General features: G+C 73.1%; 23 protein-coding genes. 7 read left to right on the top strand and 16 right to left on the bottom strand.

Annotated elements, in window-relative coordinates; genetic code table 11:
- Positions 1-306 precede the first annotated feature (306 nt).
- The 3 genes from ACFYL6_RS07415 (at position 307) to rocD (ending at position 3,890) form a co-directional block, all read left to right on the top strand.
- Positions 307-1,239 carry a thrombospondin gene (locus tag ACFYL6_RS07415; RefSeq protein WP_387168751.1) on the top strand — a complete coding sequence of 311 codons (933 nt, stop codon included), beginning with the start codon at positions 307-309 and terminating at the stop codon, positions 1,237-1,239.
- Between the two features lie 621 nt (positions 1,240-1,860).
- Positions 1,861-2,676 (top strand): dimethylargininase, encoded by an 816-nt coding sequence (ddaH, locus tag ACFYL6_RS07420; RefSeq protein WP_387169510.1) that lies wholly within the window; start codon positions 1,861-1,863, stop codon positions 2,674-2,676.
- A complete protein-coding gene (gene rocD, locus ACFYL6_RS07425; RefSeq protein ID WP_387169511.1) occupies positions 2,676-3,890 on the top strand; it encodes an ornithine--oxo-acid transaminase in 1,215 nt (404 codons plus the stop codon). Before ddaH ends, rocD begins: the two co-directional genes overlap by 1 nt.
- Positions 3,891-4,047: 157 nt before the next feature.
- Here rocD and ACFYL6_RS07430 read toward each other — a convergent pair whose 3' ends face one another.
- The 7 genes from ACFYL6_RS07430 to ACFYL6_RS07460 all read right to left on the bottom strand — a co-directional run bounded on the left by ACFYL6_RS07430 (position 4,048) and on the right by ACFYL6_RS07460 (position 12,552).
- Complete coding sequence (locus tag ACFYL6_RS07430; protein WP_387168754.1) at positions 4,048-5,202, bottom strand: FHA domain-containing protein; 1,155 nt, start codon at positions 5,200-5,202, stop codon at positions 4,048-4,050.
- Positions 5,199-5,492: a 4a-hydroxytetrahydrobiopterin dehydratase gene (locus tag ACFYL6_RS07435; protein WP_387168756.1), complete on the bottom strand. Its 294-nt coding sequence runs from the start codon at positions 5,490-5,492 to the stop codon at positions 5,199-5,201. The genes ACFYL6_RS07430 and ACFYL6_RS07435 overlap by 4 nt, the downstream gene beginning before the upstream one ends.
- Positions 5,493-5,614: 122 nt before the next feature.
- Positions 5,615-6,664, bottom strand: coding sequence for a fatty acid desaturase family protein (locus ACFYL6_RS07440; protein ID WP_387168758.1), 1,050 nt, complete (start codon positions 6,662-6,664; stop codon positions 5,615-5,617).
- Between the two features lie 136 nt (positions 6,665-6,800).
- Entirely contained in the window at positions 6,801-10,262 is a 3,462-nt protein-coding gene (locus ACFYL6_RS07445; protein WP_387168761.1) for an SCO7613 C-terminal domain-containing membrane protein, read from the bottom strand.
- Positions 10,263-10,310: 48 nt separating this feature from the next.
- On the bottom strand, positions 10,311-10,631 hold the full coding sequence (cutA, locus tag ACFYL6_RS07450) for a divalent-cation tolerance protein CutA (protein ID WP_091406014.1): 321 nt from the start codon (positions 10,629-10,631) through the stop codon (positions 10,311-10,313).
- Positions 10,632-10,714: 83 nt separating this feature from the next.
- Entirely contained in the window at positions 10,715-11,719 is a 1,005-nt protein-coding gene (locus ACFYL6_RS07455) for a 1-acyl-sn-glycerol-3-phosphate acyltransferase (RefSeq protein WP_387168764.1), read from the bottom strand.
- Positions 11,719-12,552 carry a patatin-like phospholipase family protein gene (locus ACFYL6_RS07460; RefSeq protein WP_387168767.1) on the bottom strand — a complete coding sequence of 278 codons (834 nt, stop codon included), beginning with the start codon at positions 12,550-12,552 and terminating at the stop codon, positions 11,719-11,721. Before ACFYL6_RS07460 ends, ACFYL6_RS07455 begins: the two co-directional genes overlap by 1 nt.
- A gap of 165 nt (positions 12,553-12,717) precedes the next feature.
- Here ACFYL6_RS07460 and ACFYL6_RS07465 point away from each other — a divergent pair, with 165 nt between their 5' ends.
- A complete protein-coding gene (locus ACFYL6_RS07465; RefSeq protein WP_387168770.1) occupies positions 12,718-14,217 on the top strand; it encodes a protein kinase in 1,500 nt (499 codons plus the stop codon).
- Between the two features lie 18 nt (positions 14,218-14,235).
- Here the strand turns inward: ACFYL6_RS07465 and ACFYL6_RS07470 are convergent, their stop codons facing one another.
- From ACFYL6_RS07470 to ACFYL6_RS07510, 9 genes are all read right to left on the bottom strand, one after another.
- Positions 14,236-15,291, bottom strand: coding sequence for a glycosyltransferase family 4 protein (locus tag ACFYL6_RS07470; RefSeq protein WP_387169512.1), 1,056 nt, complete (start codon positions 15,289-15,291; stop codon positions 14,236-14,238).
- A 164-nt stretch (positions 15,292-15,455) separates the two neighbouring features.
- On the bottom strand, positions 15,456-16,124 hold the full coding sequence (locus ACFYL6_RS07475; RefSeq protein WP_387168773.1) for a BON domain-containing protein: 669 nt from the start codon (positions 16,122-16,124) through the stop codon (positions 15,456-15,458).
- Positions 16,125-16,309: 185 nt separating this feature from the next.
- On the bottom strand, positions 16,310-17,944 hold the full coding sequence (locus ACFYL6_RS07480; protein ID WP_387168776.1) for a trypsin-like peptidase domain-containing protein: 1,635 nt from the start codon (positions 17,942-17,944) through the stop codon (positions 16,310-16,312).
- 62 nt (positions 17,945-18,006) lie between these two features.
- A complete protein-coding gene (locus ACFYL6_RS07485) occupies positions 18,007-19,569 on the bottom strand; it encodes an ATP-binding protein (RefSeq protein WP_387168779.1) in 1,563 nt (520 codons plus the stop codon).
- Positions 19,566-20,267, bottom strand: coding sequence for a response regulator transcription factor (locus ACFYL6_RS07490; protein WP_110561683.1), 702 nt, complete (start codon positions 20,265-20,267; stop codon positions 19,566-19,568). The genes ACFYL6_RS07485 and ACFYL6_RS07490 overlap by 4 nt, the downstream gene beginning before the upstream one ends.
- Positions 20,268-20,353: 86 nt before the next feature.
- A complete protein-coding gene (locus tag ACFYL6_RS07495) occupies positions 20,354-20,965 on the bottom strand; it encodes a PadR family transcriptional regulator (RefSeq protein WP_387168783.1) in 612 nt (203 codons plus the stop codon).
- Positions 20,962-21,786, bottom strand: coding sequence for a DUF4097 domain-containing protein (locus ACFYL6_RS07500; protein WP_387168785.1), 825 nt, complete (start codon positions 21,784-21,786; stop codon positions 20,962-20,964). The genes ACFYL6_RS07495 and ACFYL6_RS07500 overlap by 4 nt, the downstream gene beginning before the upstream one ends.
- A 125-nt stretch (positions 21,787-21,911) precedes the next feature.
- Positions 21,912-22,850 carry a lysophospholipid acyltransferase family protein gene (locus tag ACFYL6_RS07505; protein ID WP_387168788.1) on the bottom strand — a complete coding sequence of 313 codons (939 nt, stop codon included), beginning with the start codon at positions 22,848-22,850 and terminating at the stop codon, positions 21,912-21,914.
- Entirely contained in the window at positions 22,847-23,620 is a 774-nt protein-coding gene (locus ACFYL6_RS07510) for a GNAT family N-acetyltransferase (RefSeq protein ID WP_387168791.1), read from the bottom strand. Before ACFYL6_RS07510 ends, ACFYL6_RS07505 begins: the two co-directional genes overlap by 4 nt.
- A gap of 159 nt (positions 23,621-23,779) precedes the next feature.
- On the opposite strand from ACFYL6_RS07510, the gene ACFYL6_RS07515 reads away from it, so the two are divergent.
- The 3 genes from ACFYL6_RS07515 (at position 23,780) to ACFYL6_RS07525 (ending at position 26,325) form a co-directional block, all read left to right on the top strand.
- Complete coding sequence (locus tag ACFYL6_RS07515; protein WP_387168794.1) at positions 23,780-24,427, top strand: hypothetical protein; 648 nt, start codon at positions 23,780-23,782, stop codon at positions 24,425-24,427.
- A gap of 141 nt (positions 24,428-24,568) precedes the next feature.
- Positions 24,569-25,504 carry an ATP-binding cassette domain-containing protein gene (locus ACFYL6_RS07520; protein ID WP_387168797.1) on the top strand — a complete coding sequence of 312 codons (936 nt, stop codon included), beginning with the start codon at positions 24,569-24,571 and terminating at the stop codon, positions 25,502-25,504.
- Positions 25,501-26,325 carry an ABC transporter permease gene (locus tag ACFYL6_RS07525; RefSeq protein ID WP_387168800.1) on the top strand — a complete coding sequence of 275 codons (825 nt, stop codon included), beginning with the start codon at positions 25,501-25,503 and terminating at the stop codon, positions 26,323-26,325. The genes ACFYL6_RS07520 and ACFYL6_RS07525 overlap by 4 nt, the downstream gene beginning before the upstream one ends.
- Positions 26,326-26,469 lie beyond the last annotated feature (144 nt).

Genomic DNA, 26,469 nt, shown 5'->3' on the forward strand with positions numbered 1-26,469 from the left:
CGAGCCGGGACCGAGACGGGCCGAGCCGGGACCGAGACGGGCCGAGCCGGGACCGAGACGGGCCGAGCCGGGACCGAGACGGGCCGAGCCGGGACCGAGACGGGCCGAGCCGGGACCAAGGCCGGTCGAGCCGGGAACCAAGGCCGGTCGAGCCGGGACCAAGGCCGGTCAAGGCCGGTCAAGGCCCGTCTCGGTGGCCGTACCCAGGATTGGTGTCAGGAAACGCCCAGGTGGGTATTCGAGGGGCGACACCGCGTGGGTGCCACCCTTTCCGTCGGCCACCACGCATTCATCAGGAGGTGTGTAGTGGTCAGGATTCCTTCGCTGTCCCGCCGGTCCGAGCCGGCACCGCGGGACGAGAACCTCGACGGCCGCGTGGACGGCCGCGACAACCCGGTCACCGAGACGGCCCAGTCCGACGACAGCGTCGGCCGCCCGGTGGTCACCGACCGGGACGCCGACCAGACGACGTACCGCAGTGCCGGCGCGACCGGTGGCCAGACCAGCGAGGCCGAGCGGCGCGCCAACGAGCGGGCGGCGGTCGCCCGAGCCGCCACCGCGCGACCGGTGGAGGCCGATCCCCGGCCCGGCACCGCCCGCCCGGTCGCACCCGAGCCCCTGAACGGCACGACCCGCCCCGTCGCACCGGAGCCCGTGAAGGGCACGACCCGCCCGGTCGCACCCGAGCCCCGCACCGGCACCGGCACCGGCACCACAGACAAGGTGGAGACCGAGTCCCGGCCCACCGTCGCCCCGACCACGGCGCGCACCGCCGAGCGGGACACCGACCTCGACGGCACCACCCGGCGGCCCGACACCACCGACCGCGTCACCACCGACCGGGCCACCACGGATCGCCCGGTCGACCCGACCCCGGGCGTGACCACGCCGGAGCCGCCGGTGACGCGTGGCCCGAAGCCGCGGGCCAGTCTGCTCGCCACTCTCGGCCTGATCGTCTCGGTCGCCGGTGCGATGTTCGTGCTGACGGGGACCCTTGCCGGGTACGGCATCGGGCTCGGCGCGTTCGGTGCGGTGCTCGCGGTGCTCGGCCTGATGGCCACCCGCCGCCGGCACGTCGCCGGCAAGACCGACGCGCTCTTCGGCGTGTTGATCGGGCTGGCCGCCGTCGTGATCGGGGTGCTCGCGATGACCGGTCAGTTCGACTGGCCGACCACCGACGGCGACTGGGTGCAGCGCTTCCGAGAGTGGCTTGACTCACAGTTTGTCGATCGTTTCTAGCGGGCACTGTTCCGCTCGCCGGTGATGCACCGGCGGAACAGCCGGCGGTTCGCCGGCAGCCCGATCAGTCCGGTGGTTCACCGGCCGGGCGACACCCTTTCAGGGGCGGCGGTTCGCCGCCCCTGAAGTGTTTCCGGGTTCTGGCGGTTTCTTGGAAGGGCCCGCCGGCCCGACCGGAACCCCCCGCACACCCCGGCCCGGCCGTCCTTGCCCGCCACCTCTCTGCTGCGCCCCAAGCAAAACCCGCATGTGCGAATGCCGGGCGTGCGGGTGGTGCGCCTAAGGCAGCAGAGCAAAGGCCCCGGCTAGCCCCCCCCCCCCCGCGGAGCCCCCGCGAAGGCCCGGCGGAGCCCCCGCGGAGCCCCCGCGGAGCCCCCGCGAAGGCCCGGCGAAGGCCCCGCCAAGGCCCCGCGGCAGGTGGCCGGAAACACCAAACGCGGCCCAGACGACCCGTCACGCAACGATTCGCAGCCGTAGACCGTCCAGACGCAACGAATGTTCGCTCTGCGCAACTCTCGGTGGTGGATCCTGCCGCTGACGCCGCATAACGTTGAGCAACGGCGCCAGCCCGTGGGCCACGGTGGCCGGGCGCGCCCGACCCCTGGGAGCAGGACAATGACGATGGACGCCACCAGCCAGCGCCTGTTGATGTGCCGGCCGACGTACTTCGCCGTCGACTACGCCATCAACCCCTGGATGGACCCGAGCGCGCCGGTCGACACCGCGCTGGCCGTTCGGCAGTGGGAGCAGCTGCGCCAGACGTACCTTGACCTGGGCCACACCGTCGAGGAGATCACTCCGGTGCCCGGCCTGCCCGACATGGTCTTCGCCGCCAACGGCGGCACGGTGATCGACGGCAAGGCGATGGCCGTGCAGTTCCGTGACCCGCAGCGCGCCGACGAGGCCCCGGCGTACCGGGCCTGGTTCGAGGCCGCCGGCTTCGAGATGTACGACCCGAAGCACGTCAACGAGGGTGAGGGCGACGTCCTGCTCGCCGGCGACCATCTGCTGGCCGGCACCGGCTTCCGTACCGCGCACGCCGCACACGCCCAGTTGCAGGAGGTCTTCGGCTACCCGGTGATCACCATGCAACTTGTCGACCCGCGCTTCTACCACCTGGACACCGCGTTGACCGTGCTCGACGAGCGGACCGTGGCGTACCTGCCCGAGGCGTTCTCCCGGGGCAGCCAGGCCGTGCTGCGCCGGCTCTTTCCCGACGCGGTACACGCCACGATGGCTGACGCCGAGGTGTTGGGGTTGAACGCGGTCAGCGACGGGCGGCACGTCGTGCTGCCCGCGCAGGCCACCGACCTGGCCGCCAAGCTGCGCGACCGGGGCTACGAAACCATCGGGGTCGACCTGTCCGAGCTCCGTAAGGCCGGCGGCGGACCGAAGTGCTGCACGCTGCGACTCCGTCAGGGAAAGGCAAGCAAGTGATCGTGGATGACAAGCTGCGTACGCCGGGAGCGGTCCGGGACGCCGAGCGCTGGACTGCGCACAACTACCACCCGCTGCCGGTGGTGATCTCGTCCGCCGAGGGAGCCTGGCTCACCGATGTGGACGGCCGCCGCTACCTGGACTGCCTGGCCGGCTACTCCGCGCTGAACTTCGGTCACCGGCATCCGCAGTTGATCGCCGCCGCGCACGCCCAACTGGACCGGCTCACGCTGACCAGCCGGGCGTTCATTCACGACCAGTTCGCCGACTTCTGCCGGGAGCTGGCCGAGCTGTGCGGCAAGGACCTCGTGTTGCCGATGAACACCGGCGCCGAGGCGGTGGAGACCGGGATCAAGGTGGCCCGCAAGTGGGGCTACCAGGTCAAGGGCGTGGCCGCCGGGCAGGCCAACATCGTGGTCGCCGAGGGCAACTTCCACGGGCGGACCACCACCATCGTGAGCTTCTCCACCGACGAGGACGCCCGCGCGGACTTCGGGCCGTACACCCCGGGGTTCACTGTCGTTCCGTACGGCGACCTGGAGGCGCTGACCGCCGCGATCGACGAGAACACCGTGGCCGTGCTGCTGGAGCCGATCCAGGGTGAGCAGGGCGTGGTGGTGCCGCTGGAGGGCTACCTGCCGGGCGTACGCCAGGTCTGCACCGAGCGCAACGTGCTGTTCATCGCCGACGAGATCCAGTCGGGTCTGGGGCGTACCGGCGCGACCTTCGCCTGTGACCACGAGGGCGTCGTGCCCGACATGTACCTGCTCGGCAAGGCGCTCGGCGGCGGCATCGTGCCGGTCTCCGCGGTGGCCGCGAACGCCGACGTGCTTGGGGTGCTCAAGCCCGGCCAGCACGGCTCCACCTTCGGCGGCAACCCGCTCGCCTGCGCGGTGGCGATCGAGGTGGTCCGGCTGCTGGCCACCGGCGAGTTCCAGCGCCGCTCGGCCGAGCTGGGTGAGCGGTTGCGGGCCGGCCTGGAAGGGCTGGTCGGCAAGGGTCTCGTCGGGGTACGCGTCCGTGGCCTGTGGGCCGGCCTGGACATCGACCCGGCGCTGATGAGCGGCCGGGAGGCGTGTGAGCGGCTGGCCGAGCGCGGGGTGCTCGCCAAGGACACCCACGGCTCCACGATCCGGCTCGCCCCGCCGCTGGTGATCACCGAGGAGGAGATCGACCTGGCGGTGGCCCAGCTGGCCGAGGTGCTGGCCGCCTGACCCGCGCTGGCGCCGGCGGGTCGGCGCCGGAGCCGGAGCCGGAGCCGGCCAAGATCGGCGCAACTACAGGGAAAGTGCTGCCTCGACGACGTCTGAGGCAGCACTTTCCCTGTTCTTGTGCGGATCTTGACCGGCCCCGGCCGAGCGCGCGGGCCTGTCAGGGGCGGGGTAGGCGCATGGCCATCGTCGGGGCCTCGGCCATCACCGAGGTGGGGGTGAACGGCGCACCGGTGGGCAGCTCCTCGGCCCGACCGATCTGCACCCCGGGGTACAGCTCCACCATGTCGTTCTCACCCAGGACCCGGGACTGCTGCGGGGCCAGCGGGATCCGGTCCGACTCGGTCATCGAGCCGGCCGGGCGGATGCCGGAGCCGTTGGTGCTGACGTCGGTGACGATGACCTCGCCGACCCGCAGCTCGAAGCGGACGTGACCACGGCTGATCCAGCGTCGGGCCTCATCGTTGAGCCACTGCCCGAGCATGATCCCGCCGTCCTGCTCGGGCGCCCGACCGGCCACGATCGGCTGCTCCTCGCTGAGCACGAACCGCCGCCGGACCAGGCCGCCGACGCGCACCGCGAGAACTTCGGTACGCGGACGCGGGCCGGTGTCACCGAGGCGTGCGCCGTGTCGGGGGCAGGTCGGCACGCCGTTGCGCAGTGCGGGCGGCGGCTGCGCGGCGGGGCTGCGGTCGGCACCCCCGGCCAGGTCGGCGAACGCGCCACCCCCACCACCGCCGCCGAACAGCGCGCAGCCCGACTCCGGGCAGCGCCACTGGCGGGCCAGCAGCTTGGCGCCTGTCGGCGACCGCTTGCCGGCCACCGGCGAGTGGCCACCACCGACGTGTGCGATGAACACCGGCCCACCGGCGCCCGGCACCGGGGCGACCACCCGGCCGGGCTGCTCGACCAGCCACGGGAACCGACCGCGCAACCCGTCGAAGCGGACCCGGCTGAGCACCGGCAGACCGAGCAGGTCGGCGACCTCCAACATCCGGTCACCCGGGTTGTCGAGCACCTCGACGAGCCCGTCGTCGGCCCAGCGGCGGACGACCATCCGCTCGTTTGACGTCAGGTCGGCGTCGGAGAGCAACGCCCGGTGCACCACCGCGTAGACCTGGACGCTGTCCTCCTCCAGCTCGCGGGAGAGCGCGTCGATGACCATGCCGAGGCGGAGCAGGCTGGCCGGCCGACCACCGTCGATGTCCTGGTAGCGGATCACCTCGGCCAGGTCGATCACGGCTCGGGCCAGCGACGGGTCCGTGCAGACCCGACCCTCGATGGCATCCAGAACCTTGCTGATCTCGAATCTCATGCCGCACTCCGGACGATGTCGTCGATCCGCCGGGCCAGCTCGACGTCCCGGTGGGTGACACCACCGGCCGAGTGCGTGACACAGCGGAAGGTCAGGGTCCGCCATCGGATGTCGATGTCGGGATGGTGGTCGAGCTCCTCGGCCACCGCCGCCACCCGGTCCACCACCGCGATGGCCGCCGGGAAACTGCCGAGCTGGACGGTACGACCAATGCCGGTCGGGTCACCCGACCAGTCGGGCAACCGGCTCAGCTCTTCTCGCACCGCGTCCGCGGTGAGCAGGTCTGCCATGCGCCGACCCTACCGGGGACGACGGCCGGCATCGACCAGCGGTAGCGGGGTGTCGATCGGCCCGATACGCGCAGGCGGGGGCGGTGCCGTTTGGCACCGCCCCCGCCCTCCCCCTGGTGTGTTCAGCCGCGCAGCGGCCGCCCCACCTCGTGCAGGTGACCGAGTGCCTGCCGGTACGACTCGACCAGCCCGGTCTCGGCGTACGGGATGCCCTGCTCGACGCAGTAGGCGCGGACGATCGGCTGGGCCCGGCGCAGGTTGGCGCGGGGCATGTTCGGGAAGAGGTGGTGCTCGATCTGGTAGTTGAGACCGCCGAGCGTGGTGTCCACCAGTCGGCTGCCCCGCACGTTGCGGGAGGTCAGCACCTGCTTACGCAGGAAGTCCAGCTCGTCCTCGGCGGTCGGCATCGGCATCCCCTTGTGGTTGGGCGCGAACGCGCAGCCCATGTAGAGACCCCACAGCGCCTGGTGCACGACGGCGAAGAGCAGCGCCTTGACCGGGGACATGACCGCCAACAGCAGTGCCACGTATGCGGCGGTGTGCGCGACGAGCAACGCCGCCTCGACCGCCCGGCGCCGCATCGGGACGGTGTACTTGCCGTCCTCCCGGCCGACGATCGCCCGGATGCTCGCCACGTGCAGGTTCATGCCCTCCAGCAGGAGCATCGGGAAGAAGAGGTACGCCTGCCGCTTGGCCATCCAGCGACCGATCCCACGGGTCTCCAACGCCTGCTCGGGCGTCCACACCAGGGCCCCCGCGCCGACGTCCGGGTCCTCGTCCTCGTGGTTCGGGTTGGCGTGGTGCCGGTTGTGCTTGTCGACCCACCAGCCGTAGCTGATCCCCACCGCCACGTTGCCGGCAAGCAGCCCCACCAACTCGCTGGGCCCACGCCGACGGAACATCTGGCGGTGCCCGGCGTCGTGACCGAGGAACGCGACCTGGGTGGTGGCCACCGCCATCAGGGCCGCGAGCGGAAGCTGCCACCAGGAGTCGCCGAGCAGGAACACGGCCACCCAGCCGGCCAGGAAGGCACCGAGGGTGAACACGATGCGGGTGACATACCAGCCGGGACGCCGCTCCAGCAGGCCCGCCTGGCTGATCCGTCGGGACAACTGTGCGTAGTCACTGCCTCGCCGTCGTACCGGCGGTTCCGCCACCGCTCCGAGCGCCATCGCTGCTCCCGTTCCGCTTGCGCCCGTACCGGGGTGGTTCGGGCTTATTGTCAAGTGTCCCGATCGCGGTAGCGCTGAGTAACCCCGACAACCCCCGAATGGGGGGTAGGGCAGGCCCTACCCCTACTGGTTCGACTCAGCCCAGTCGGCCCACCGCGGCGCGCAGTCGTGCCAGGTCACGCCGCCGCCGCTCGTAGGTGGCGGCGAGCCCGACCAGCGCCAGCCCGCCGACTCCCAGATAGATCCACCGGGGCAGCAGATCCCACCCCCGGGCCAGTTCGTGTAGCGCCAACAGCGTCAGCACCCCGCCGCCGAGCAGCACCGGCGCCTGCCATCGGCGGGTCGCGCCGGCCAGCACCGCGCCGGTCGCCGCCGCGCCGAGGAGCAGTCGCCGCCACGGCTGCGGGTCCGCCCCGGCCAGCACCGACACGAGGCTGGGCAGCAACGCCGCGACCAGCCCCGGGCCGAGGGCCGGCCAACTGGTCAGCCCCGGCCGGGTGCGCAGCGCCAGCAGACCCGCGCCGACGGCGAGCGCCGCGGCCGGCAGGGTGTACGCCTCCAGCACGGTGACCCCACCGGCGGCGAGCAGCACCCAGGCCCCGAGCAACTCGCTGCCGGCGGCGATCCCGGCGAACGCCCACCGCCGACCGGCCGGTTCAGCCCGGCGCAGCAGTCGCAGCGCGACGGCGACACCCCAGAGCACGCACACGGTGGCGAGGTGCCGCGCCACCTCGACGGCGAGAACCGCCGCCACCAGCGCGACGGCCTGCGCGGCAGCGTCCAGCACCCGTCCCAGCCGGGCCCGCGCCGGGGTCACCGCCGCGGCGGCCAGCACGAACGCGGCCACCGCCAGCAGTGGGTACGCGGCAGCCCGCACCGGCAGCCCGCCGGCGAGCGGGGCGGTCACCGCCAACGCGGACGCCGCGCCCACGGCGGCGAGACAACCGGCGACCCGTACCGCGAACCGGCGCGCCCCGACGGCGACCGCGACCGCCGCCACGAGCAGCGCCCCCTCGGCCGCGAGCGTCCCGGCCCGGGTGGCCAGCAGACCGAGCACACCGGAGGCCACCAGCACCACGCCCACCGGTACGGCGACCGGTGCGAGCGCCGGGCGGGCCCCGGCCAGCGCGGTGAACAGCAGCGCGGCCAGGCCGGCGAGCAGGACGGCGGCCGGCAGCACCGGCCACGGCGCGCCGATCGCGATGAGCAGCACCGGCAGCGCCGCCGCGACGAACGGCAGCGCGGGCGCCACCGGCAGGCCGACCCGCCGACCGGCCAGCACGCCGGCCACCGCCAGCACGACCAGCGCGAGCCCGACCGGGAGCACCGTCGGGTCGGCGACGACCGTGGGCACCCCCGACCACACCCGGTCCCGGCCGCCGTAGGGCGACGAGAGTGCGGTCAGCACCGTCGGCAGGGCCGCCAGGACGGCGACCACCGCCAGCGTTCCGCCGGCCGCCAGCGGCAGCGCCGACCGGGCCGGCTCGCCCCCTTCGGCCGTCGGCCGGTCCCCGAGGGTCGCCGGACCGGAGGCGCTGGCCGACGGCAGCAAGCAGACAACGAACGTGACGCCCAGCGCGGCCAGCGCGGCGTACAGCGCGAGCGGCTCGGCACCCGCTCCGACCAGCGGCGCGAGCCCGGGCACGGTCACCGCGACGACGGCGCCGGTCACCGCGTACCCGAGCAGTTCCACCCGGTGGCGACGCGCCGCGGGTGCCGCGACCAGCGACAGCCCGGCGGCGGCCAGCGCGAGCCGGGCCTGCCACCACGGTGGCGCGCCCGCCGCGAACAGCGCCACCGCCGCGATCCCGGGCAGCGCGAGCTGCCCGACCAGCAGACCCGTGCCGGCCACCTCCCGGTACGCCCCGGCCCCTCGTCGGACGGCCAGTGCCAGCCCGACCACGGCGAGCACGCCGAGCGCCACCAGGGCACCGGTCGGGGCGGCCAGGGCGACAAGCAGCCCGTGCCCGAGCAGGACGGCACCGCCGAGCGCACGGGTGCGCAGGGCGACCGTTGCGGTGGTCGGGCGGGCCAGTACGGCGAGCAGCAGCGCGACCCCGCCAACCAGATCGATGGCCACCACCTGAGGCCAGGAGACCGCCCAGCCGGCGGGCACGGCGAACAGCACCGCCACCGCACCGGCCATGGCGAGCACCGCCCGCGCGTTCCGGGGCAGCAGGAGCACCGTCGCGCCGATCGTCAGCGCCACGGCGGGTGCCAGCTGCCAGCCCCAGCGCAGCTCCGGCCCCGTCCCGGCCCCGCCCCAGGGCGGCAGCGACCGGCCGACAGCCGCGACCGCCAGCCCGATGGTGATCAGCACGGTGACCTGCGCCGTCCCCGCGGCGACGAACAGCGCACCGGCACCCGGCCCGGTCCGCCAACCCCCGCGACCCTCCACAGCCGCAGGCAGTTGCCGCACGGCAAGAGCCAGCCCGAGCGCCACCGTCGCCGCCGCGAGCAGCAGCAGGGACGGCCGCAGCTCCGCCACCGGACGCAGCAGCGCGGCGGCGAGCACCGGCACCAGCAGCCCGGCCGCCACCGCCCGCAGCGCCCGCCCCCCGATGAGCCAGGCCGCACCGAGCCCGGTCAGTGCGACCAGCACCAGCGGCACCCCGGCCAGCAGTGGCGAGCCCCCCGCCCGCCCACCGACCAGCGGCACCACCGCGCACGCCGAGGCGCCAACCAGCGCGGCGACGTGACCCGCGCCGGCCAGCACCCGGCCGACGAGCTGCGCCGCCCCTCCCCGGCCACGCAGCGCGGTCAGCACGGCCAGGTTCAGCAACGCCACCCCGAGCAGGACCAACGCCCACCCCGCCGCACCCAGCCCGGCCTCGGCGGCGAGCAGCGGCAACGCCGGCTGAACGGCCACCAGGGCGGCGAACCAGGGCCCGGTCAACCCGCTCCACCGGGCGTACGCCACGGCGACCGCCGCGCTGGCCCCCCCGACCAGCGCGGCGTACCGGCTGCCCGGCCAGTCGGCCACGCCGGCCAGGTCCACCGACCAGGCCGCATAACCGTCAAGCACCACCAGCAGCAACCCCACCGCGGCGAACGTCTCCGCCGTACCGCGCAGCCCTCGGCGGACCGCCAACAGCGGTACGCCCAGCGCGAGCGCGGTGAACGCCGCCAGGATCAACGCCCGACCGCCGACCCCCACCGCCGCCCAGGCGACCGCGGTGAACACCACCGCAGCGGTGCCCAGCAGGAGTCCACCGAGGACGAAGAGCAGACCCTGGACGGTCCGGGTCGAGGTCTCCGCCGCACCCGGCCGCGGATCCGCCGCGACCCCGGGACCCGGGCCGATGGACGGCGCCGGCCCGACCAGAGACGCCGGGCGCGCCACGACCGGGGCAACCAACCCGGCACGGACGACCGCCGCCAGTTCGGCCCGCCGTCGCGACACGGCCGACAGACGTCCGGCCAACTCGGTGTACGCGCGGCGGGCCCGCTCCACCTGCGGCTCAAGCTCGGCGGCCTCCCGGCTGAGCCGAACCACCTCCGCGGCGATCGGGTCGGGCGCGCGCCGGCAACCGGAGCAACCGGCACTCAGATCGGCCGGCGCACCGCAGGCGGGGCAGGGGTAACGGGTGTCGTCCACCCGGTCATCATCGACAGCCGACCGGGGTACGACCCAGAGTGCGCGTACTCAGGATCGCGTGTGCTCGTACACCCAGGTGGCGTAGTCGGGGTTACCGCTCTCCACCCTGGACACCAGAATCTCCGGCACCTCGTACGGGTGGCTGACCCGGATCTGGTCCAGCAGCGCGGTGAGCCGATCCGGTGCGGTCTTGAACTGCACCGACCACTCGGTGCTCGTCTCCATCCCGGACCGCCACCAGTAGGTGCTGTCCACCTGACCACCCACCTGGGCGCAGGCGGCGAGCCTGCCGGCGACGGCCGCAGCCGCCAACACGTCGGCGACCGACCGTGCATCCACCACCGTTGTCACCACGCAGATCTCGTCCACGCCCGCACCCTACGCGGCCAAACGCCGCGGAGCCCGCCTTTCGTTCGCGACTGCGGGGCTCCGCTTCGCTGCACTCCTCGCGCTCACCGGTTAGCGGCGATCCAGGCATCAATCTGCGCCCACCAATCGAAGAGCCAGTCGATGCGTTGCTGTCGTCCGGTCGGTACGTCCTCCGGTGGCACGGACCAGAACCGCATCACGATCCGCTTGTCCATCGGCAGCTCCCGCCACGCGTCGGCGACGGTGAGCATCCGGTCCAGCCCGGTGTGGGCGACGAAGATGACCCCGGCGTCCGGTGCGGCGTCCAGCGCGGCGAGCATCCCACCTGGCTGCGGGGCGAGCACGTGGCGCATCCGCTCGGCGCGCAGGGCCATCCGTTCCAGGCCGAGGGAGCGCAGCCGGGCGATGGCGCGCAGCCGTCGTTTGGGGGTGAAGTTGCCGCCCTCGGGGAAGATCACGAACGCGTCGTTGTCGTCCAGGCCGGTGGCCAGGTGCCCGACCTGGCGTACCGTCTCCTCGCCGCGCTCCGGGGTCGGCGCGATGAACCGGTTGGGCAGCCGGTTGAGCAGTACGTCGATCGCCGGATCCCACTGGAGGCTGTCCTTCAGGACGATCCGCGGCTCCCGGTGGAACCAGTTGACGAGCCCGTGGATCAGGATGAACGAGTCGCCCGGCCCGGCGTGCCGACAGAGCACCAGCTCGGGCCGGCCGGGCAGCGCGGTGTCCGGGTCGGTGCCCACCACGTCGATGCGCAACCGCAGTGTCCAACGTGCCTGCCAGAACAGCACCCGCAGGAACCAGCCGGCCAGCACGTAGTGCGCGCGTTGGAAGGCCGGCGACCGGGTCCGCCAGCCGAACCCGGAGACGACCCAGAGCACGAAGAGCGCGAGCAGCGCGGCAGCGTCCCAGACCAGGTAGAAGCAGCCGATCCAGAGCAGTCGCAGCGGGCGCAACCGGCCCGGGACCAGCGGGGACGCGGCCGCGGCTAGCAGCGCCCAGATCGGCAACGTGGTGACCACCAGGAAGGCGAGCAGCACGACGGCGGGGGCGAGCAGCAGCCGACGCAGCCACCGGGGAGGCAGCGGCATCACCGCTCCAGGTGGGTGGCGAGATAGCGCCGGGAGGCGATGTACGCGCGGCTGATCCGCCGTCCCACCGCCGCCATGTCCCGGTACGCCCACGGCGTGTCGTCGCGTGGGTTGAGCCCGCCGGTCGGCAGGACGTGCACCTCCACCCCCTCGGGCAGCGCAGCCATCTCCCGGAAGAAGCGGTGCCGGCGGGAGATCTCGAACGCGACCTGCGCGATCTCCCACGGCCGGCGGGGCGGGGTCAGCTCCCGTTCGATCCGACCCACCTGGAGGACGTAGATCCGGCGGGCGCCGACGGCCACCGCCTCGCCGATCGGGATGGAGTTGACGATCCCACCGTCCACGTAGTGCGCACCGTCGATCTGCATCGGCGGCAGCAGGCCCGGCACCGAGGCCGACGCCATCACCGCCGGCACCACCGGACCGCTGTCGAACCAGTGCTCGGCGGCCCGCTCGATGTGGGCGGCGCAACAGCGGAACGGCACCCGCAGGTCGGCGAAGGTGGTGTCCACCCCCAGCTCGGTCTCGAGCAGGCGGCGCAGCGGTCGGGGCGAGTGCAGGTGGGTGCGGGCGGCGAAACGGCGCAACTGCCGGGCGACCGAGTCGCCGTACACCTCGCTCGCCTCCGGTGAGGCCCAGAGCCGGACCAGCCGGTCGGTCACCGCCTCGGACGGGTCGGCGGCGACCAGCGCGCCGTTCACCGCGCCGATCGAGGTGCCGAGCACCATGTCGGGTTGGATGCCGGCGCGGAACAGCGCGCGCAACATGCCGACCTCGACCGCGCCGAGCACTCCCCCGCCGCCGAGCACGAACGCCACCGGTCCCCCCGCCATGCCTGTCATCCTGGCACGGGCCCGCCGCCGACCGGTGGGCCGCCGTCAACCGACGGTCAGCGCACGGCAGGCGCCGCCCGTCGACGGCGGGTGGCGACGGCGTTGACAGGCAGGACACATTCGCGCAACCTGATACGGCTCCCACCCCTGAGGCAGGTGCGATCCGTGAAGGCAGCACTGCATCCGGGCCGATTGCTGGCTCGCAGATACCGACTTCTGGACCAGATCGGCGCCGGTGGCATGTCGGTCATCTGGCGTGCCCGGGACGAGGTACTGGACCGGGTGGTCGCCCTGAAGGTGCTTGCCCCGTCACTCGCCGCCGACGCGCGGTTCCGGGGCATGGTGCGCGAGGAGGCACGCGCCGCCGCCCAGCTGGTACACCCGCACCTGACCTCCGTGCACGACTACGGCGAGACGGTCGACCCGGACGGCTCGATCACCTCGTTCGTGGTGATGGAGTTGCTCAGCGGGGAGGAGTTGAAGCTACGGCTCACCGAGGGGCCGTTGCCGTGGACCGAGGCGGTCCAGGTGGGCGCGCAGGTCGCGGACGCGCTGGCCGCCGCGCACCGGCTCGGCATCGTGCACCGGGACATCACCCCGGCCAACGTGATGATGACCGGGACGGGCGTCAAGGTGCTCGACTTCGGCATCGCCACCCGGATCGGCGCGCCCGACGAGGACGAGGACGGCGAAACCTTCGGCACCCCGGCGTACGTCGCCCCGGAACGCCTCGACGGCGCGCCGGCCCAGCCGTCCACCGACGTCTACTCGCTCGGCGTGCTGTTGCACGAGGCGCTCACCGGCCGGGTTCCGTACCCGGCGGACACCTGGGAGCAGCTCAGCGCCGCGCTGGCCAGTGGTCCGCCGCCGACGCTGGCCGACCTACCGGACCTGCCCCCGCCGGTGGCCCAGATCTGCCTGCGCAGCCTCGCCCGGAACCCGGCCGACCGGCCGACCGCCCGGCAGGTCGCCACCGCCCTCCGTGACCACTCGCTGCCCGCCGAGCCCCCGACCGCGACCATCCGGGTGCCCACCCAGCCCCTGCCACCGCAGTCGCCAGCCGTCGCGACGGCCAGCGTCGCGGCGCCCGCCCCAGCGACGGCTGACGCACGGAGAGCGGACGACGCCTCCGACGCCGGCGGGCCGGCGACCGCGTCGGGTTGGTCCCGGCGGCGGTTGGTGTTGCTGCTGGTGCTGGCCGTCGGGGTGACGCTGGCCGGGGTGGCCCTGCTGCCCGAACAGCAGCCGGCCCGCCGGGCCCAACCCTCCGCTGGTCCGGTGACGACCCCGTCGACCGACCCGCCGGCCCCCGAGTCGTCCGCGCCGGTCACGCCGACCCCGCCGACCGGGTCCCCGTCGAGGAAGCCGACGACCGGCGCGCCCACCTCGAACCCGGGCACCCTGAGCGAGGTGGCGAACCGGGTCGACGGGCTGATCGGCGCCGGGCTGAGCGCCGGGGAGATCCGCGACGACGTGGCCCTCGACCTGCGCAACGAGCTGCGCAACCTGACCGTGGCGGTCAGCTCCGGCCGCGAAGAGCTGGCGCCGCCGGTGGCCCGGCTGCGCGCGAAGGTCACCGTCCGCCTCGGTGAGGGCGGCATCAGTCCGGCGTACGCCTCTCGGCTGGACGCCGCCATCGCCGAGTTGGGCGCGACCGGGGCCTGACCCGGCGACACGGGTGGGTCAGCGCACCGGCACCCGGGCCGGTTCACGGACGCCGTGCCGGCCGAGGGCGAAGCGCCGATAGATCTCCGCGTAGCCGCTCGCCATCCGCTCGACCGAGAAGTTCTGCGCGACGTGCGCCACGCAGTCCTCCGGGTCGAGTCGCTCCGCCGCGAGCAACGCCGCGGGTAGCTCCTCCGACTGCTCGACGACGAGCCCGGTCAGCCCCGGCCGAACCAGCTCCGGTACCGCCCCCCGGTTGAGCGCGACCACCGGTGTGCCGGTCGCCATCGCCTCCAGCATCACCATGCCGAACGGCTCGTCCCACTGGATCGGCATGATCAGGCAGCGGGCGTCGACAAGCATCCGCAGCGTCGTCGCGCGGTCCGCGTTGAGCACGACTGTCACATCCTCGTCGACCATCGGCGCGACGACCTGCTCGTAGTAGCGGCGCTCGGCCGGCTCGTTGCACTTGCCGGCCAGCAGCAGGGGCAACCCGGCCGCCCGGCACGCCCGGATGGCGGTGTCCGGGCCCTTGTCCGGGCTGAACCGGGCCAGCCACAGCACCGGCCCCGTGCCCGGCGTGTGCTTGCGCGGGAAGCCCCGGATGTCCAGCGCGTTCTGCACCGTGCCGGCCCAGGGCAGGTTCGGGTTCAGCCGACGCTGGGCGTGGGAGATCGCCGCCAGGGCGACGCCCGAGTCGATGTCGCTCAACACGTCGCCGTACTCCCCCACGGGGTTCCCGTGCACCGTCGCGACCGTCGGCACGGCCCGGCGGCCGGCGACCAGCGGACCGATGGTGGTGTGGTCGTGGATCACGTCGAAGTCGGCCGCGGTGATCAGCCGATTCACCCGGGCCAGGTGTGCCAGCTCGGGCAGTGACTCGCCGAGCCGCTCGTACTGGACCTCGGCGACGGTGGAGACGAAGCCGTCGGCCGCCGTGCCGTGGTCACCACCGGCACCGAACAGGGTCACCGCGTGCCCCTGCGCGCTGAGCGCGTCCACCAGAGCGGCGACCACCTGCTCAAGGCCGCCGTAGCCGGGCGGCGGTACGGACAACCAGGGCGGAACCACCATCGCGATGCGCAGCGACCGCTCCTCGGGGCGGCCCGCAGGCGGGTGGTTCACGGCCACGAGTCCTCCCCGTTGCTCCCCGGTACGGCTGGTCCCCGGTGCGGCGGCACCGCCGGTCGGCGGCGGTTTCCCGGTGACGTCCCGGGTAAACCGGACATGGCGGACGTTCACCCGCCGACCAGGAGTTGGTCGTGAACCGCCCGCACCCCGGGCGCGGACCACGCCACCCGCTCGACCTGGTCGCGTTCCCACCAGGAACGGACCACCCCGGCGAGGACCAGCGTGTCGCCATCAACCTCGACGGTCACCCGCTCGCCGCCGAGCGTGCGCAGCAGCGCGCGCTGGACGTCCCGCCGCAGCCGTTCGGCAGGTGGCGCCGCAGGTCGTACCTCGATCAGGTTGGTGATCCCCCGTACGCCGTCGAGTCGACGCACCTCGCCCTCGGCGGCCCGCCGCTGCCACCCGAACTCGACCTCACCGCGCAGCATCAGCCAACCGTTGGCGACGGTCACGTCCAGCCGTTCGGCGGGCACGAAGCTGTCCCACTCCAACGCGCGCGTGGCGGCGATGGCCACCTCGGCGTCGGTACGCCCCGGAGTGCCGGGCAGCCGCACCTCCATCTCGTCGGCCACCGCCCGTACGCCGCGAACCCGCTGTGCGCATCGTGTCGCGGCCCAACCGCGAGCGGCACCGTCCACGAATCCGGTCAGGGTGACCACACCCTGGTCGACGGTCACGCCGATCTCGTTCGGTTGCAGCCGGGCGTCCCAGGCCAGCTCGGCCAGGACGTCGCGTTGGATCCGCTGGTCGTCGCGGACACCCACCACCTCGGTCATGGCACCCCACCCCCGGTTCCGGTCGCCGAGACTCGCCCTCCGAACCTGCCGCGCAGACGGGTGACGGCGGTTCACCCGATCCGGGTGAACCGCCGTCCGGGCGGAAAAAAGCGGCGGGTGACGGAGCCGACCCCCTCGGCCCCGCCACCCGCCGCCGGAGGGAGGAAGCAGGTTCAGATAGCTGGTCAGGACGTTTCGGCGAGCGTCACGGTTGCCGACTTCTCGACACCGTTGCGCTTGAACTGCACCTCGACCCGGTCGCCGACCTTGCCGGCCTGCACCGCGCCGACCAGGTCGTCCGAGTCGTTGACCGCCTTGTCGCCGAACCGGGTGACGACGTCGCCACGCTGGAGGCCGGCCTTCTCGGCCGGGCTGCCCGGGGTGACCGACGCGACGAGCGCGCCCCCGCCCTCGGCCTGGTTGACGCCGACCCCGAGCGACGGGTGGCTGACCTTCTCGCCGCGCTGGAGCTTGCCCGCGACGTCCTTGGCCTTGTTGCTGGGGATGGCGAACCCGACACCGATGTTGCCGGTGCTCTGCCCGGAGGTCGCGATGGCGGTGTTGACGCCGATCACCTCGCCCCGGGTGTTGACCAGCGCGCCACCGGAGTTGCCGGGGTTGATAGGCGCGTCCGTCTGGAGCAGGCCGGAGATCGAGCTGACCGGCGCGCTCTGCTGGGTCGGGTCCTGCTGCTGACCCTCACCGGCCCGGATGGTGCGGTCCCGGGCGCTGAGGATGCCCGAGGTCACCGAACCCTGCAGGCCGAGCGGGCTGCCCAGGGCGAGCACCTGGTCGCCGACCTGCATGGCGTCGCTGTCGCCGAACTTGGCCGGCTTGAGGTCGCTCACCCCGTTGGCCTTCACCACAGCCAGGTCGGTCTTCGGGTCGGTCCCGATGATCTTCGCGTCGGCGGTCTTGCCGTCGGCGAAGACCACCCGCACGGCGTCGCCCGCGGCGGACGCGACCACGTGGTTGTTGGTCAGCACGTACCCGTCGGCGCTGAGCACCACCCCGGAGCCCTCACCGCTGTCGGTGGTGATCGAGACGACGCTGTCCTGCACCGCCGCGGCGATCTTCGGCAGGTCGGCGCCATTGATCACGGGAGCCGCGGAGTAGGTGCGGGTGATACCGCCGCTGTCGCCGTCGAGGGCGAGCGCGAGCGCCCCACCGGCAACACCGGAACCGAGCATCAGGGCGAACACCGCGACGCCGGCACCGGCGAACTTGGCGATCCGGCCCGGTCGGGGGCCGCTGCCGGGCGGCGCGACCTGCGGGCCCCACGGCGGGACCGGCTGGCCCGGGTGCTGGGGGTGCTGTCCGAGGTGCTGCCCGGGGTGCTGGGGGTGCTGACCGGGGTGCTGCTGGTGCTGGGCGTACGCCATGCCCGGCTGGCCCCCGCCGGCCCAGCCGGACTGCTGCCCCGCGTACCAGGGGGCACCGGGGTAGTGGCCGGCGGCCGGCTGTGGGTAGCCGGGCTGGCCGGGCGCCGGGTGACCGGAGACCGGGTACGGCGGAGCGGACGGAGTGGCGGCCGGGGGCTCGTAGCCGGTCGGCGGCTCGTACCCGGTCGGCTGGGCGGTGGCCGGCGGGCCGGCGGGCGCGGAGGAGCCGGCGTACCCGGCGGGGGTGACGGCGGTGGTCTCCGGGTCACCGGCGGTCGAGGCGGCCGTCGGGTCACCGGCGGTCGACTGGACCGGTACGGGAGTGGTCGGGGAGTCGGACTGCACGCGCTCGTCGCGCGGCAGCTCGGCGGTGGGGTGCGACGGCTCGGCGTCGGTGGGGGCCGGCCGGCGCTGCGGGTCGGACTCGAACTCGGTCATGGCACTACCTTCTCCCTCAGCACTGCAACCAACCTGGAACCGTCCTGGAAGTTGGCTGAAAGTCACTCGCCCGCTCCGTCGACCTGCGGCAGCAGCGGCAGCCGAACCCGGAAGGTGGCTCCCCCGCCGGGTGTCTCGGCCACCTCGACCGAGCCGTGGTGGGCGGCGACCAGCGCCGCCACGATGGCCAGGCCGAGGCCGGTGCCGGTATTGCCGTCGGCCCGTCGGGTACGGGCCGCGTCGGCCCGGTAGAACCGTTCGAAGACCCGTTCCGACTGCTCCGCGGAGAGGCCGGGGCCGGTGTCGGCCACCTCCACGACGGCGAAGCCACCCGGTTCGGCGCGCAGCCGTACCCGGATCTCGGCCTCCGGCGGGGTGTGGGTGAGCGCGTTGGTGACCAGGTTGCCGATCACCTGCCGCAGCCGCGCGTCGTCGGCGGAGACGACGAGCGGCCCCGACTTGGGCTCGATGTCCAGCTCGATCTGCCGTTCCGGTGCCATCGCCCGCGCGGCCTGCACCGCGTCGGAGGCGAGCACCGGCAGCTCCACCGGGGTCAGCGAGAGCGGCCGTTCCATGTCCAACCGGGCGAGCAGCAGCAGGTCCTCCACCAGCAGCCCCATCCGGGCCGCCTCGTCCTCGATCCGGCGCAGCAGGCCGGCGGTCTGCTCCGGCGCACGGGCCGCACCCTGCCGGTACAGCTCGGCGAAGCCGCGAATGGTGGTGAGCGGAGTCCGCAGCTCGTGGGAGGCGTCGGCGACGAACTGCCGCATCCGCTCCTCGGAGCGGATGGCCCGCGCCTCGGACGCCTGAGCGGCGGCGGCGGCGTCCCGGGCGGCACTCTCCGCCCAGCGCGCCGAGGTCTCCGAGGCGGCTCGGGCGGTGAACGCCGCCTCGATCTGGGTGAGCATCGCGTTCAACGCCCGCGAGAGTCGGCCCAGTTCAGAAGTCGGATACTCCTGCCCCTCCTCCGGGTCGGGCACCCGGCGGGTCAGGTCACCACCGGCAATCGCGGCAGCGGTCTGTTCGATCTCGACGAGGGGCTTGAGGCTGGTTCGGACGATCGCCGCGCCCACCGAGGCCAGCATGATCAGCACCGACCCCCCGACCAACAGGTCGATCCAGGCCAACCGTTTCACGGCGAGGTCGACATCGGTCAGGTGCTCGCCGATCACCGCCCTCTGGCCGGTCGGCAGCTCGGTGTAGAGGACTCGCCAGCGCAGCGAGCTGTCCCGCGCGCGGACGGTGCGTGGCTTGTCATCCTGGGTCTTCTCCTGCGCCTCGAAACCGGCCGCGTCGTTCGGCCACGGCGGCAGATCCGCCGTCGTGAAGCGGGACCTGTCGTACGCGACGTCCTTCACCTGGCCGGTGGTCGTGCTGGTCAGCACGACCACGTAGTCGCTGGGCAGCGAGACGACGTTCGACGAAGGCATCATGGACTGGATCCGGCCCGCCGAGTCGCGCAACTCAAGGTCGATCTGGTCGACCAGGTAGTTGTGCAGGAAGTACGCGGTCGAAACGCTGATCACCACCAGGGCGCCAGAGACCAGCGCGAGCACCGAGGCGACCAGCTTGATCCGCAGCGGAACGCTGCGCACCCGTCCCTTTGCCTGCTGGACCGCGTTCACGCCGCCGGCTTGCGCAGCACGTACCCGACGCCGCGGAGGGTGTGGATCAGCCGGGGTTGGGTGGTGTCGACCTTGCGGCGCAGGTACGAGATGTAGGACTCGACGATGTTGTCGTCGCCCCGGAAGTCGTAGTTCCAGACGTGGTCGAGGATCTGCGCCTTGGACAGCACCCGGTTGGCGTTGAGCATCAGGTACCGCAGCAGCTTGAACTCGGTCGGCGAGAGCTGCACCCGCTGGCCGGCCCGGTGCACCTCGTGGGTCTCCTCGTCCAACTCCAGGTCGGCGAAGGTGAGCCGGGACGGGGCCTGCTCGCCGGTGGTGGTGCGGCGCAGCACGGCGCGGATCCGGGCGGTCAGCTCCTCCAGGCTGAACGGCTTGGTGACGTAGTCGTCGCCGCCCAGGGTCAGCCCACGGATCTTGTCGTCGGTGGCGTCCCGGGCGGTCAGGAACACCACCGGGGTACGCGTGCCGCCCTCGCGGAGCATCCGGATGACCTCGAAGCCGTCCAGGTCGGGGAGCATCACGTCGAGCACCACCAGGTCGGGCCGGTGGTCCTTGGCGGCATGCAGCGCCGCGCTCCCACTTGTCGCGGTGGCCACGTCGAAGCCCGCGAACCGCAGGCTCGCGGAGAGCAGTTCGAGGATGTTGGGGTCGTCCTCGACGACAAGCAGTCGCGCCTCGGTCTGGGTAGCGGGCATGCGCCCATCATCGGTGACATCACTGCGCCAGCGCTGGACGCTTCCTGCAAAAAGGCTGTGAGTCGCCGGCCGCTCGGCGGCCTCGCTCAGCGCAGCAGGCGACGCAGCCCGTCGAGGGCGCCGTCGAGCAGTCGGATCGCGGTGCGCAGCTGGGTGTCGCTGAACTGTCGGGCACGCATCAGCCGGCCGACCTCGGCGGTGAACGCGGCCAGCCGCTTGTCGAGTTCGTCGAGCAGCTCGGCCTGCGGCCCGGCTGTCGACGCCGGCCGGGGCGGCGGTGTGGGCGCCTCCCACCGGGCCCGCCGGGTCTGCCGGGTGGCCTCGCTCAGCTCCCGCTTGAGGTCGCGGACCGATCCGCGGACCTCGCTGCGGATCTCGCCGGCCAGGCTGGAGAGGTCCGCCACGGAGGCCGCGATGTCCGTTTCCAGCGCAGTCAACTCGCCGGCGCGTTGGCGCAGCTCCGCCCGGCCGGCGTCGGTGATGTCGTACGTCTTGCGGCCACCGGCCGCGGTGTGGCTGACCAGACCCTCGACCTCCAGCCTTTGCAGGCGGGGGTAGATGGTGCCGGCGCTGGGCGCGTACAGCCCGAGGAAGCGGTCCTCCAGCAGGCGGATCAGCTCGTACCCGTGCTTCGGGCCGTCGTCGAGGAGCTTGAGCAGGTAGAGCCGGAGCCGCCCGTGGCTGAACACGGCGGTCACGGCAGCTCCTCCCCATCGTCGTCGACGGCTCGGGCGAGCAGGGCGATGCTCCCCGAGGTCGCGGAAGCCCAGAGCTTACCTTCGCCGGCGCCGAGGACCCCCTCGCTGCTGGGCAGTGGGAACGTCGACGTGCGTACCTGCGGAAAGCCGCTGGTGATCCGGCCGGAGGCGGTGTTCAGTTGGACGGCGAGGTCGCTGTCCGCGCGGACCCGGACGGTGATGCTGCCCGAGATGGTGGTCAACCGGATCTCGCTGCGCCGGGGGTTGTCCAGGTCGCAGGTGATGGCGCCGGAGACGGTCTGGGCCCGCACCCGGTCGACGGCGCTGTCGGCGAGGATGACCTCTCCGGAGACCGTCTCCAGGGTGAGGTCGCCGCGGACGCCGAGCGCCTCCACCGGCCCGGAGGTGATCTTCGCGGAGGTGGTGCCGCGCAACCCCATCAGGGTGATCTGACCGGCGACGACGTGGACCGTGGTCTGCCGGCGCAGGCCGGAGGCGACAAGCGAGCCCGCGACCAGGCCCAGATCGGCGAGGACGTCGGCGGGCACGGCGACGGAGACGTCCACCCGTGGGTAGCGGTGGATCATCCGGAACCACCGCAGGACGTCCGACCAGCCCCGACCGCGCTCCTGCCGGATGCTGAGCCGGCCGTCGGTGTGGTCGATGAGGACCGGCCGACGGCCGACCTGGGTCACGTCGATCCGGGTCGGCCCGTCGGTGGCGACCACGTTGAGCCGTCCACTGATCAGTCGAACGTCCAGCCGGATGACCGGATCGTCCAGGGTGAGCCGCTGCGGGCTCTCGACCGTCCATCCGGCCATGGCGTCCCCCTCTCGACGACGCGCGGGAGGCACGCCGATCAGGAGGAGAATGTAACGCGATACATCGCGACACCACAAGACAGGTCGCGAGTTGGTCGCCGGCTCGGCGGTCGGCGTCGCTCCCCTCAGGCCGCCAGGTCCAGCCCCCGATCGGCAACCGGCGTCCGCAGGGGAACGGCTGGGGTCACCGTCGGCACCGGCCGCAGCCGGGTCCGCGCCACGGCGCTCGCCGTCGGCAACAGGTGTACGGCCGACTCGGCGGCCCGGGCCAGCAACCGCCGATCGGCGTCACGGGCCGGGTGCAGCGCGCCGGCGATCGTCACCGAGACCACCAACTCCCGTGCCGTGACCACCCGTGCCACCGAGCGCAGCAGGGTGTCCGCGCCGAGGAAGGCGGCTGCCGTGGTGGTCGACCCGGTGGCCTCGCAGCGATAGGTGAGTCGCAGCGGCACCACCGGGCTGCCCGTGTCGATGGCCGCCTGGAACGTCGCGGGCCGGAAACCACCGCCGGGGCGGCAGTCGGTGGCGCCGTTCCCGGCGCACCACGTCGTACCCTCCGGAAAGACCGCTACCGACCGCCCGGCGCGCAGCGCGTCGGCGACCCGCCCGACGGTCCTCGGCAGCTCCAGCGGCCGGGAACGGTCCACGAAGACCGTGCCCGCCACCGCGGCCAGCAGACCGACCACCGGCCAGGAGCGGATCTCCCGCTTGGCCACCATCCGGGTGGGCGCGACCGCCAGCACCGCGAGGATGTCCAGCCAGGAGACGTGGTTGGCGACCAGCAGCGCGCGCCGCCGGGGCAGCCGACCCTTGACCACGAGGCGGACGCCGAAGGCGCGGGCGGTGCCCCGTGCCCAGCCGCCGACAAGCGCCTGCCGTTCCCGGGTGGGGAGCACGGGCAGCAGCAGCACCACGGCGATCCCGGTCAGCAGCATGCCGAGCGCGGCGACCAACCGGAGCACCCGGCGGGCCACCGGCACCGTCGGCACCTCGCCGGCCGCCGGCAGGCAGTCGTCGTCGCAGCCCGAGGAGGGCCGCCACAGGTCGCGCGGCACGGCGGTCACCGCTGCTCTCCGCCCAGGAAGTGCCGCAGGTAGCGCGGGTTCATCCGGTCCAGCGAGAAGAGGACGTAGAAGTCCGCGCACCCGAAGTCGCTGTCGTACGACGGCTCGCCGCAGATCCACGCGCCGAGCCGGAGGTAGCCCCGCAGCAGCGGCGGCACCGCGACCCGCCCGGCCGGGGCAGCGGCGACCGGGCCGGCGGCGGCAGCCTCGGCGAACCAGGGCCGCAACGGGCTGACCCGCAGCGGCGGCGGCGACAGGTGCCGGGCCTGGGCCTGGGTCCACACCTCGGCGACCGTCCGCCCGGCGTCGGCCACCGGCACCGACGCGCAGCCGCCGAGCCAGCGGGAGCCGCGCAGGTGCAGGTACCGGATGATGCCCGCCCACATCAGGTTGATCACCGCGCCGGTGCGGTGGTCCGGGTGCACGCAGGACCGACCCGCCTCGACCAGGTCGCCCCGGAGGGGGTCGAGCGGGCTCAGGTCGAACTCGTCCTCGGCGTAGCGCCGAGTGGTACGCCCCGGCGGCAGCAGCCGGTACGTGCCGACCACCTCGCCGGTGCTGTCCTCGCGGACGATCAGGTGGTCGCAGTACGCGTCGAAGGGGTCCACGTCCAACCCGGCCGCGCCGGGTAGGAGGGTGGCGCCGAGTTCGGTGGCGAACACCTCGTGGCGCAGGCGTTGCGCGGCCGCGACCTGGGTGGGGTCGTCGGCGATCAGCAGGGTGTATCCGCTGGTCTTCAGGGGTGTGCCAGCGGCATGCAGAACGGCCATGGGATCTGTGTAGGTGCCCGGGTTGCCATTCACGGGGACCACCGGTGTCGATCGGATGAACGCCGGCAGGCGAGACCGCTAGCGACGCCCGGTGCAGACCGTGCGAGGCTGCCTGGGCAGGCCGGCGAAGGCGCCGACACGCACCATCGGAGGTCGACGATGCGCATCGAGTCCCGCTACAACGGGCCCGCCGGCTCGGGCAACGGCGGCTGGAGCGCGGGGATCTTCGCGGCCGGGGCAGGCGGCGGTGGGCCGGTCGAGGTGACGCTGCGCCGGCCGCCACCGCTGGAGACCGAGCTGACAGTGGTCGACGGCGAGGTCCGGGACCCGACCGGCGAGCTGGTGGCCGAGGTGCGCCCGGCCGGCGTGGTCGAGGCCGTCGTACCCCCGGTGGACCTGGAGACGGCGGTGGCCGCCGCGGCCCGCTACCCCGGCCTGGTCGAGCATCCGTTCCCCAGTTGTTACGTCTGCGGGCCGCAGCGGGCCGACGGGCTGCGGATCTTCCCCGGCCGGCTGCCGGATGGCCGGACCGCCGCGCCGTTCCACGCACCCGAGCGGGTCAGCGGGGCCACGGTCTGGGCGGCGCTGGACTGCCCCGGCGGTTGGGCGGTGCTCGCGCCGGGCCGCCCGTACCTGCTGGGCCGCATCGCCGCAGTGGTCGCGGCGCTGCCCGAGCCGGGCGACGAGTGCGTGGTGACCGGGGCGTTGCTGCGCGTCGATGGGCGCAAGGCGCTCGTGCACACCAGCCTGTACGGCCCGGACGGCGCGTTGCTCGGTGCGGCCCGGGCAACCTGGATCGCCCGCTGAGCACGGCCGTCGTCCGCAGGGATGACACGCCTCCACCCCGCGACGGAGGCGAACGTACCGATCGCGCCTGATTGACCTTGTTGCCACGGGCCGTCACGCTGTGCCACGGCGTACCTCGACGCCACACACGGGAGGAGAACGATGACTGACGGGCAGCGAAGCCCCACCAGCGACGGTCAGATCGTGGTGTCCGGTCTGACGAAGCAGTACAAGAGCGTCCGGGCGGTGAACAACCTGTCCTTCACCGTGGCGCCGGGACGGGTGACCGGCTTCCTCGGCCCGAACGGCGCCGGCAAGACCACCACGCTGCGCATGCTGCTGAACCTGGTCACGCCGACCGCCGGCACGGCCACCATCAGCGGTCAGCGGTACGCCGACCTCGCCGACCCGCTGCGGCAGGTCGGCGCGGTGCTGGAGGCGTCCAGCGCGCACAAGGGCCGCACCGGCATCAACCACCTCCGGGTGATCTGCGCGGCGGCTGGGCTGCCCAAGCAGCGGGCCGACGAGGCGCTGGCCCTGGTCGGGCTGAGCCCGGCGGCGAAGCGCAAGTTCAAGGGTTACTCGCTGGGCATGAAGCAGCGGCTCGGCATCGCCGCCGCGATGCTCGGTGACCCCCGGGTGCTGATCCTCGACGAGCCGGCCAACGGGCTGGACCCGGAGGGCATCCGGTGGATGCGTGGGTTCCTCAAGAACCTCGCCCACGAGGGCCGTACGGTGCTGGTCTCCAGCCACCTGCTGTCGGAGATGCAGCTGCTCGCCGACGACGTGGTGATCATCGCGGCCGGGCAGCTGGTCCGGCAGGGTCCGGTCGAGCAGGTGCTCGGGTCGATGGCGCAGGGCGCCCGGGTCCGGGTCCGCACCCCGCAGGCCGAGGCGCTGACCGCCGCCCTGAAGGCGCAGTCGGCGACGATCGAGACCGACGAGCACGGCGTGCTGCTGGTCGGCGGGGTGGACGCCCCGACGATCGGCCGGTCCGCCCTCGCGGCCGGGGTGGAGCTGCACGAACTGACCACCGAACGGCCCGATCTGGAACGGGTCTTCCTGGAGCTGACGGCCGGAAAGGCGGGCATCCGATGAACCTGGTCCGATCCGAGCTACTCAAGATCCGTACCACGAACACCTGGTGGATCTTCGCGCTGATCAGCCTGCCGCTCTGGGCGCTCACCCTGCTCATCAACTGGTTGCAGGCCGACACCCTGACCAGCGGCAACCTCGGCGACGTGCCGCCCGACCAGGCCGACACCTTTGCGGCAGCGGCCCACCCGGACGCCCTGTCGGCGAACCTGTTCACCACCGGGCAGTTCTTCGGTCTGCTGATCGTGATGCTGCTCGGCATCATCGTGGTGACCAGCGAGTTCTTCCACCAGACGGTGACCACCACGTTCCTCACCAACCCGCACCGCACCGCCGTGATGAGCGCCAAGCTGGTCGCGGCCGGCGTGCTGGCACTGCTGTTCTGGCTGGTGACCACCGCGTTCAACCTGGTCGCCGGTTCGGCGGTGCTGAGCGCGATCGGGATGGACTCGCAACTGGGCAACGACGCGGCCTGGCGGGCCATCGGGTTGAACCTGCTCGCGTACCTGCTCTGGGCGGTGTTCGGCGTCGGCATCGGCGTGCTGATCCGCAGCCAGATCGGCGCCACCGTGACCGGCATCCTGCTCTACCTGGGCGGCTCGATCGGCGCCATCGTGGTGATCAGCATCCTGGCCGAGCGCTGGGGTGACTGGATCAACAACCTGCAACTGCTGGTGCCGTCGCTGGCCTCGTCGCTGATGGTCACCGGGGCGGTCATCCCCGGCAACCCGCCTCGCTGGGCCGGCGCCGCCGTGCTCATCGGGTACGCGGTGGTGACCGGCGTGATCGGCACCCTGCTGATGCGTCGACGCGACATCTCCTGACGGTCCCGGGGTGGCGGCGGCACGGCCGCCACCCCGGATCCCGTAGCAGTCCCCTCCCCTAGCAGTTGTCTGCCGTAGCAGTCGTCGACAGGGCGCGCAGGCGTTGCTGAACTTCTGGCATCTTCTGTGAAACCGGCCACGGGA

Origin of the sequence: Micromonospora sp. NPDC007208 (genome assembly GCF_042869175.1) — a bacterium.
Classification (GTDB): Bacteria; Actinomycetota; Actinomycetes; order Mycobacteriales; family Micromonosporaceae; genus Micromonospora; species Micromonospora foliorum.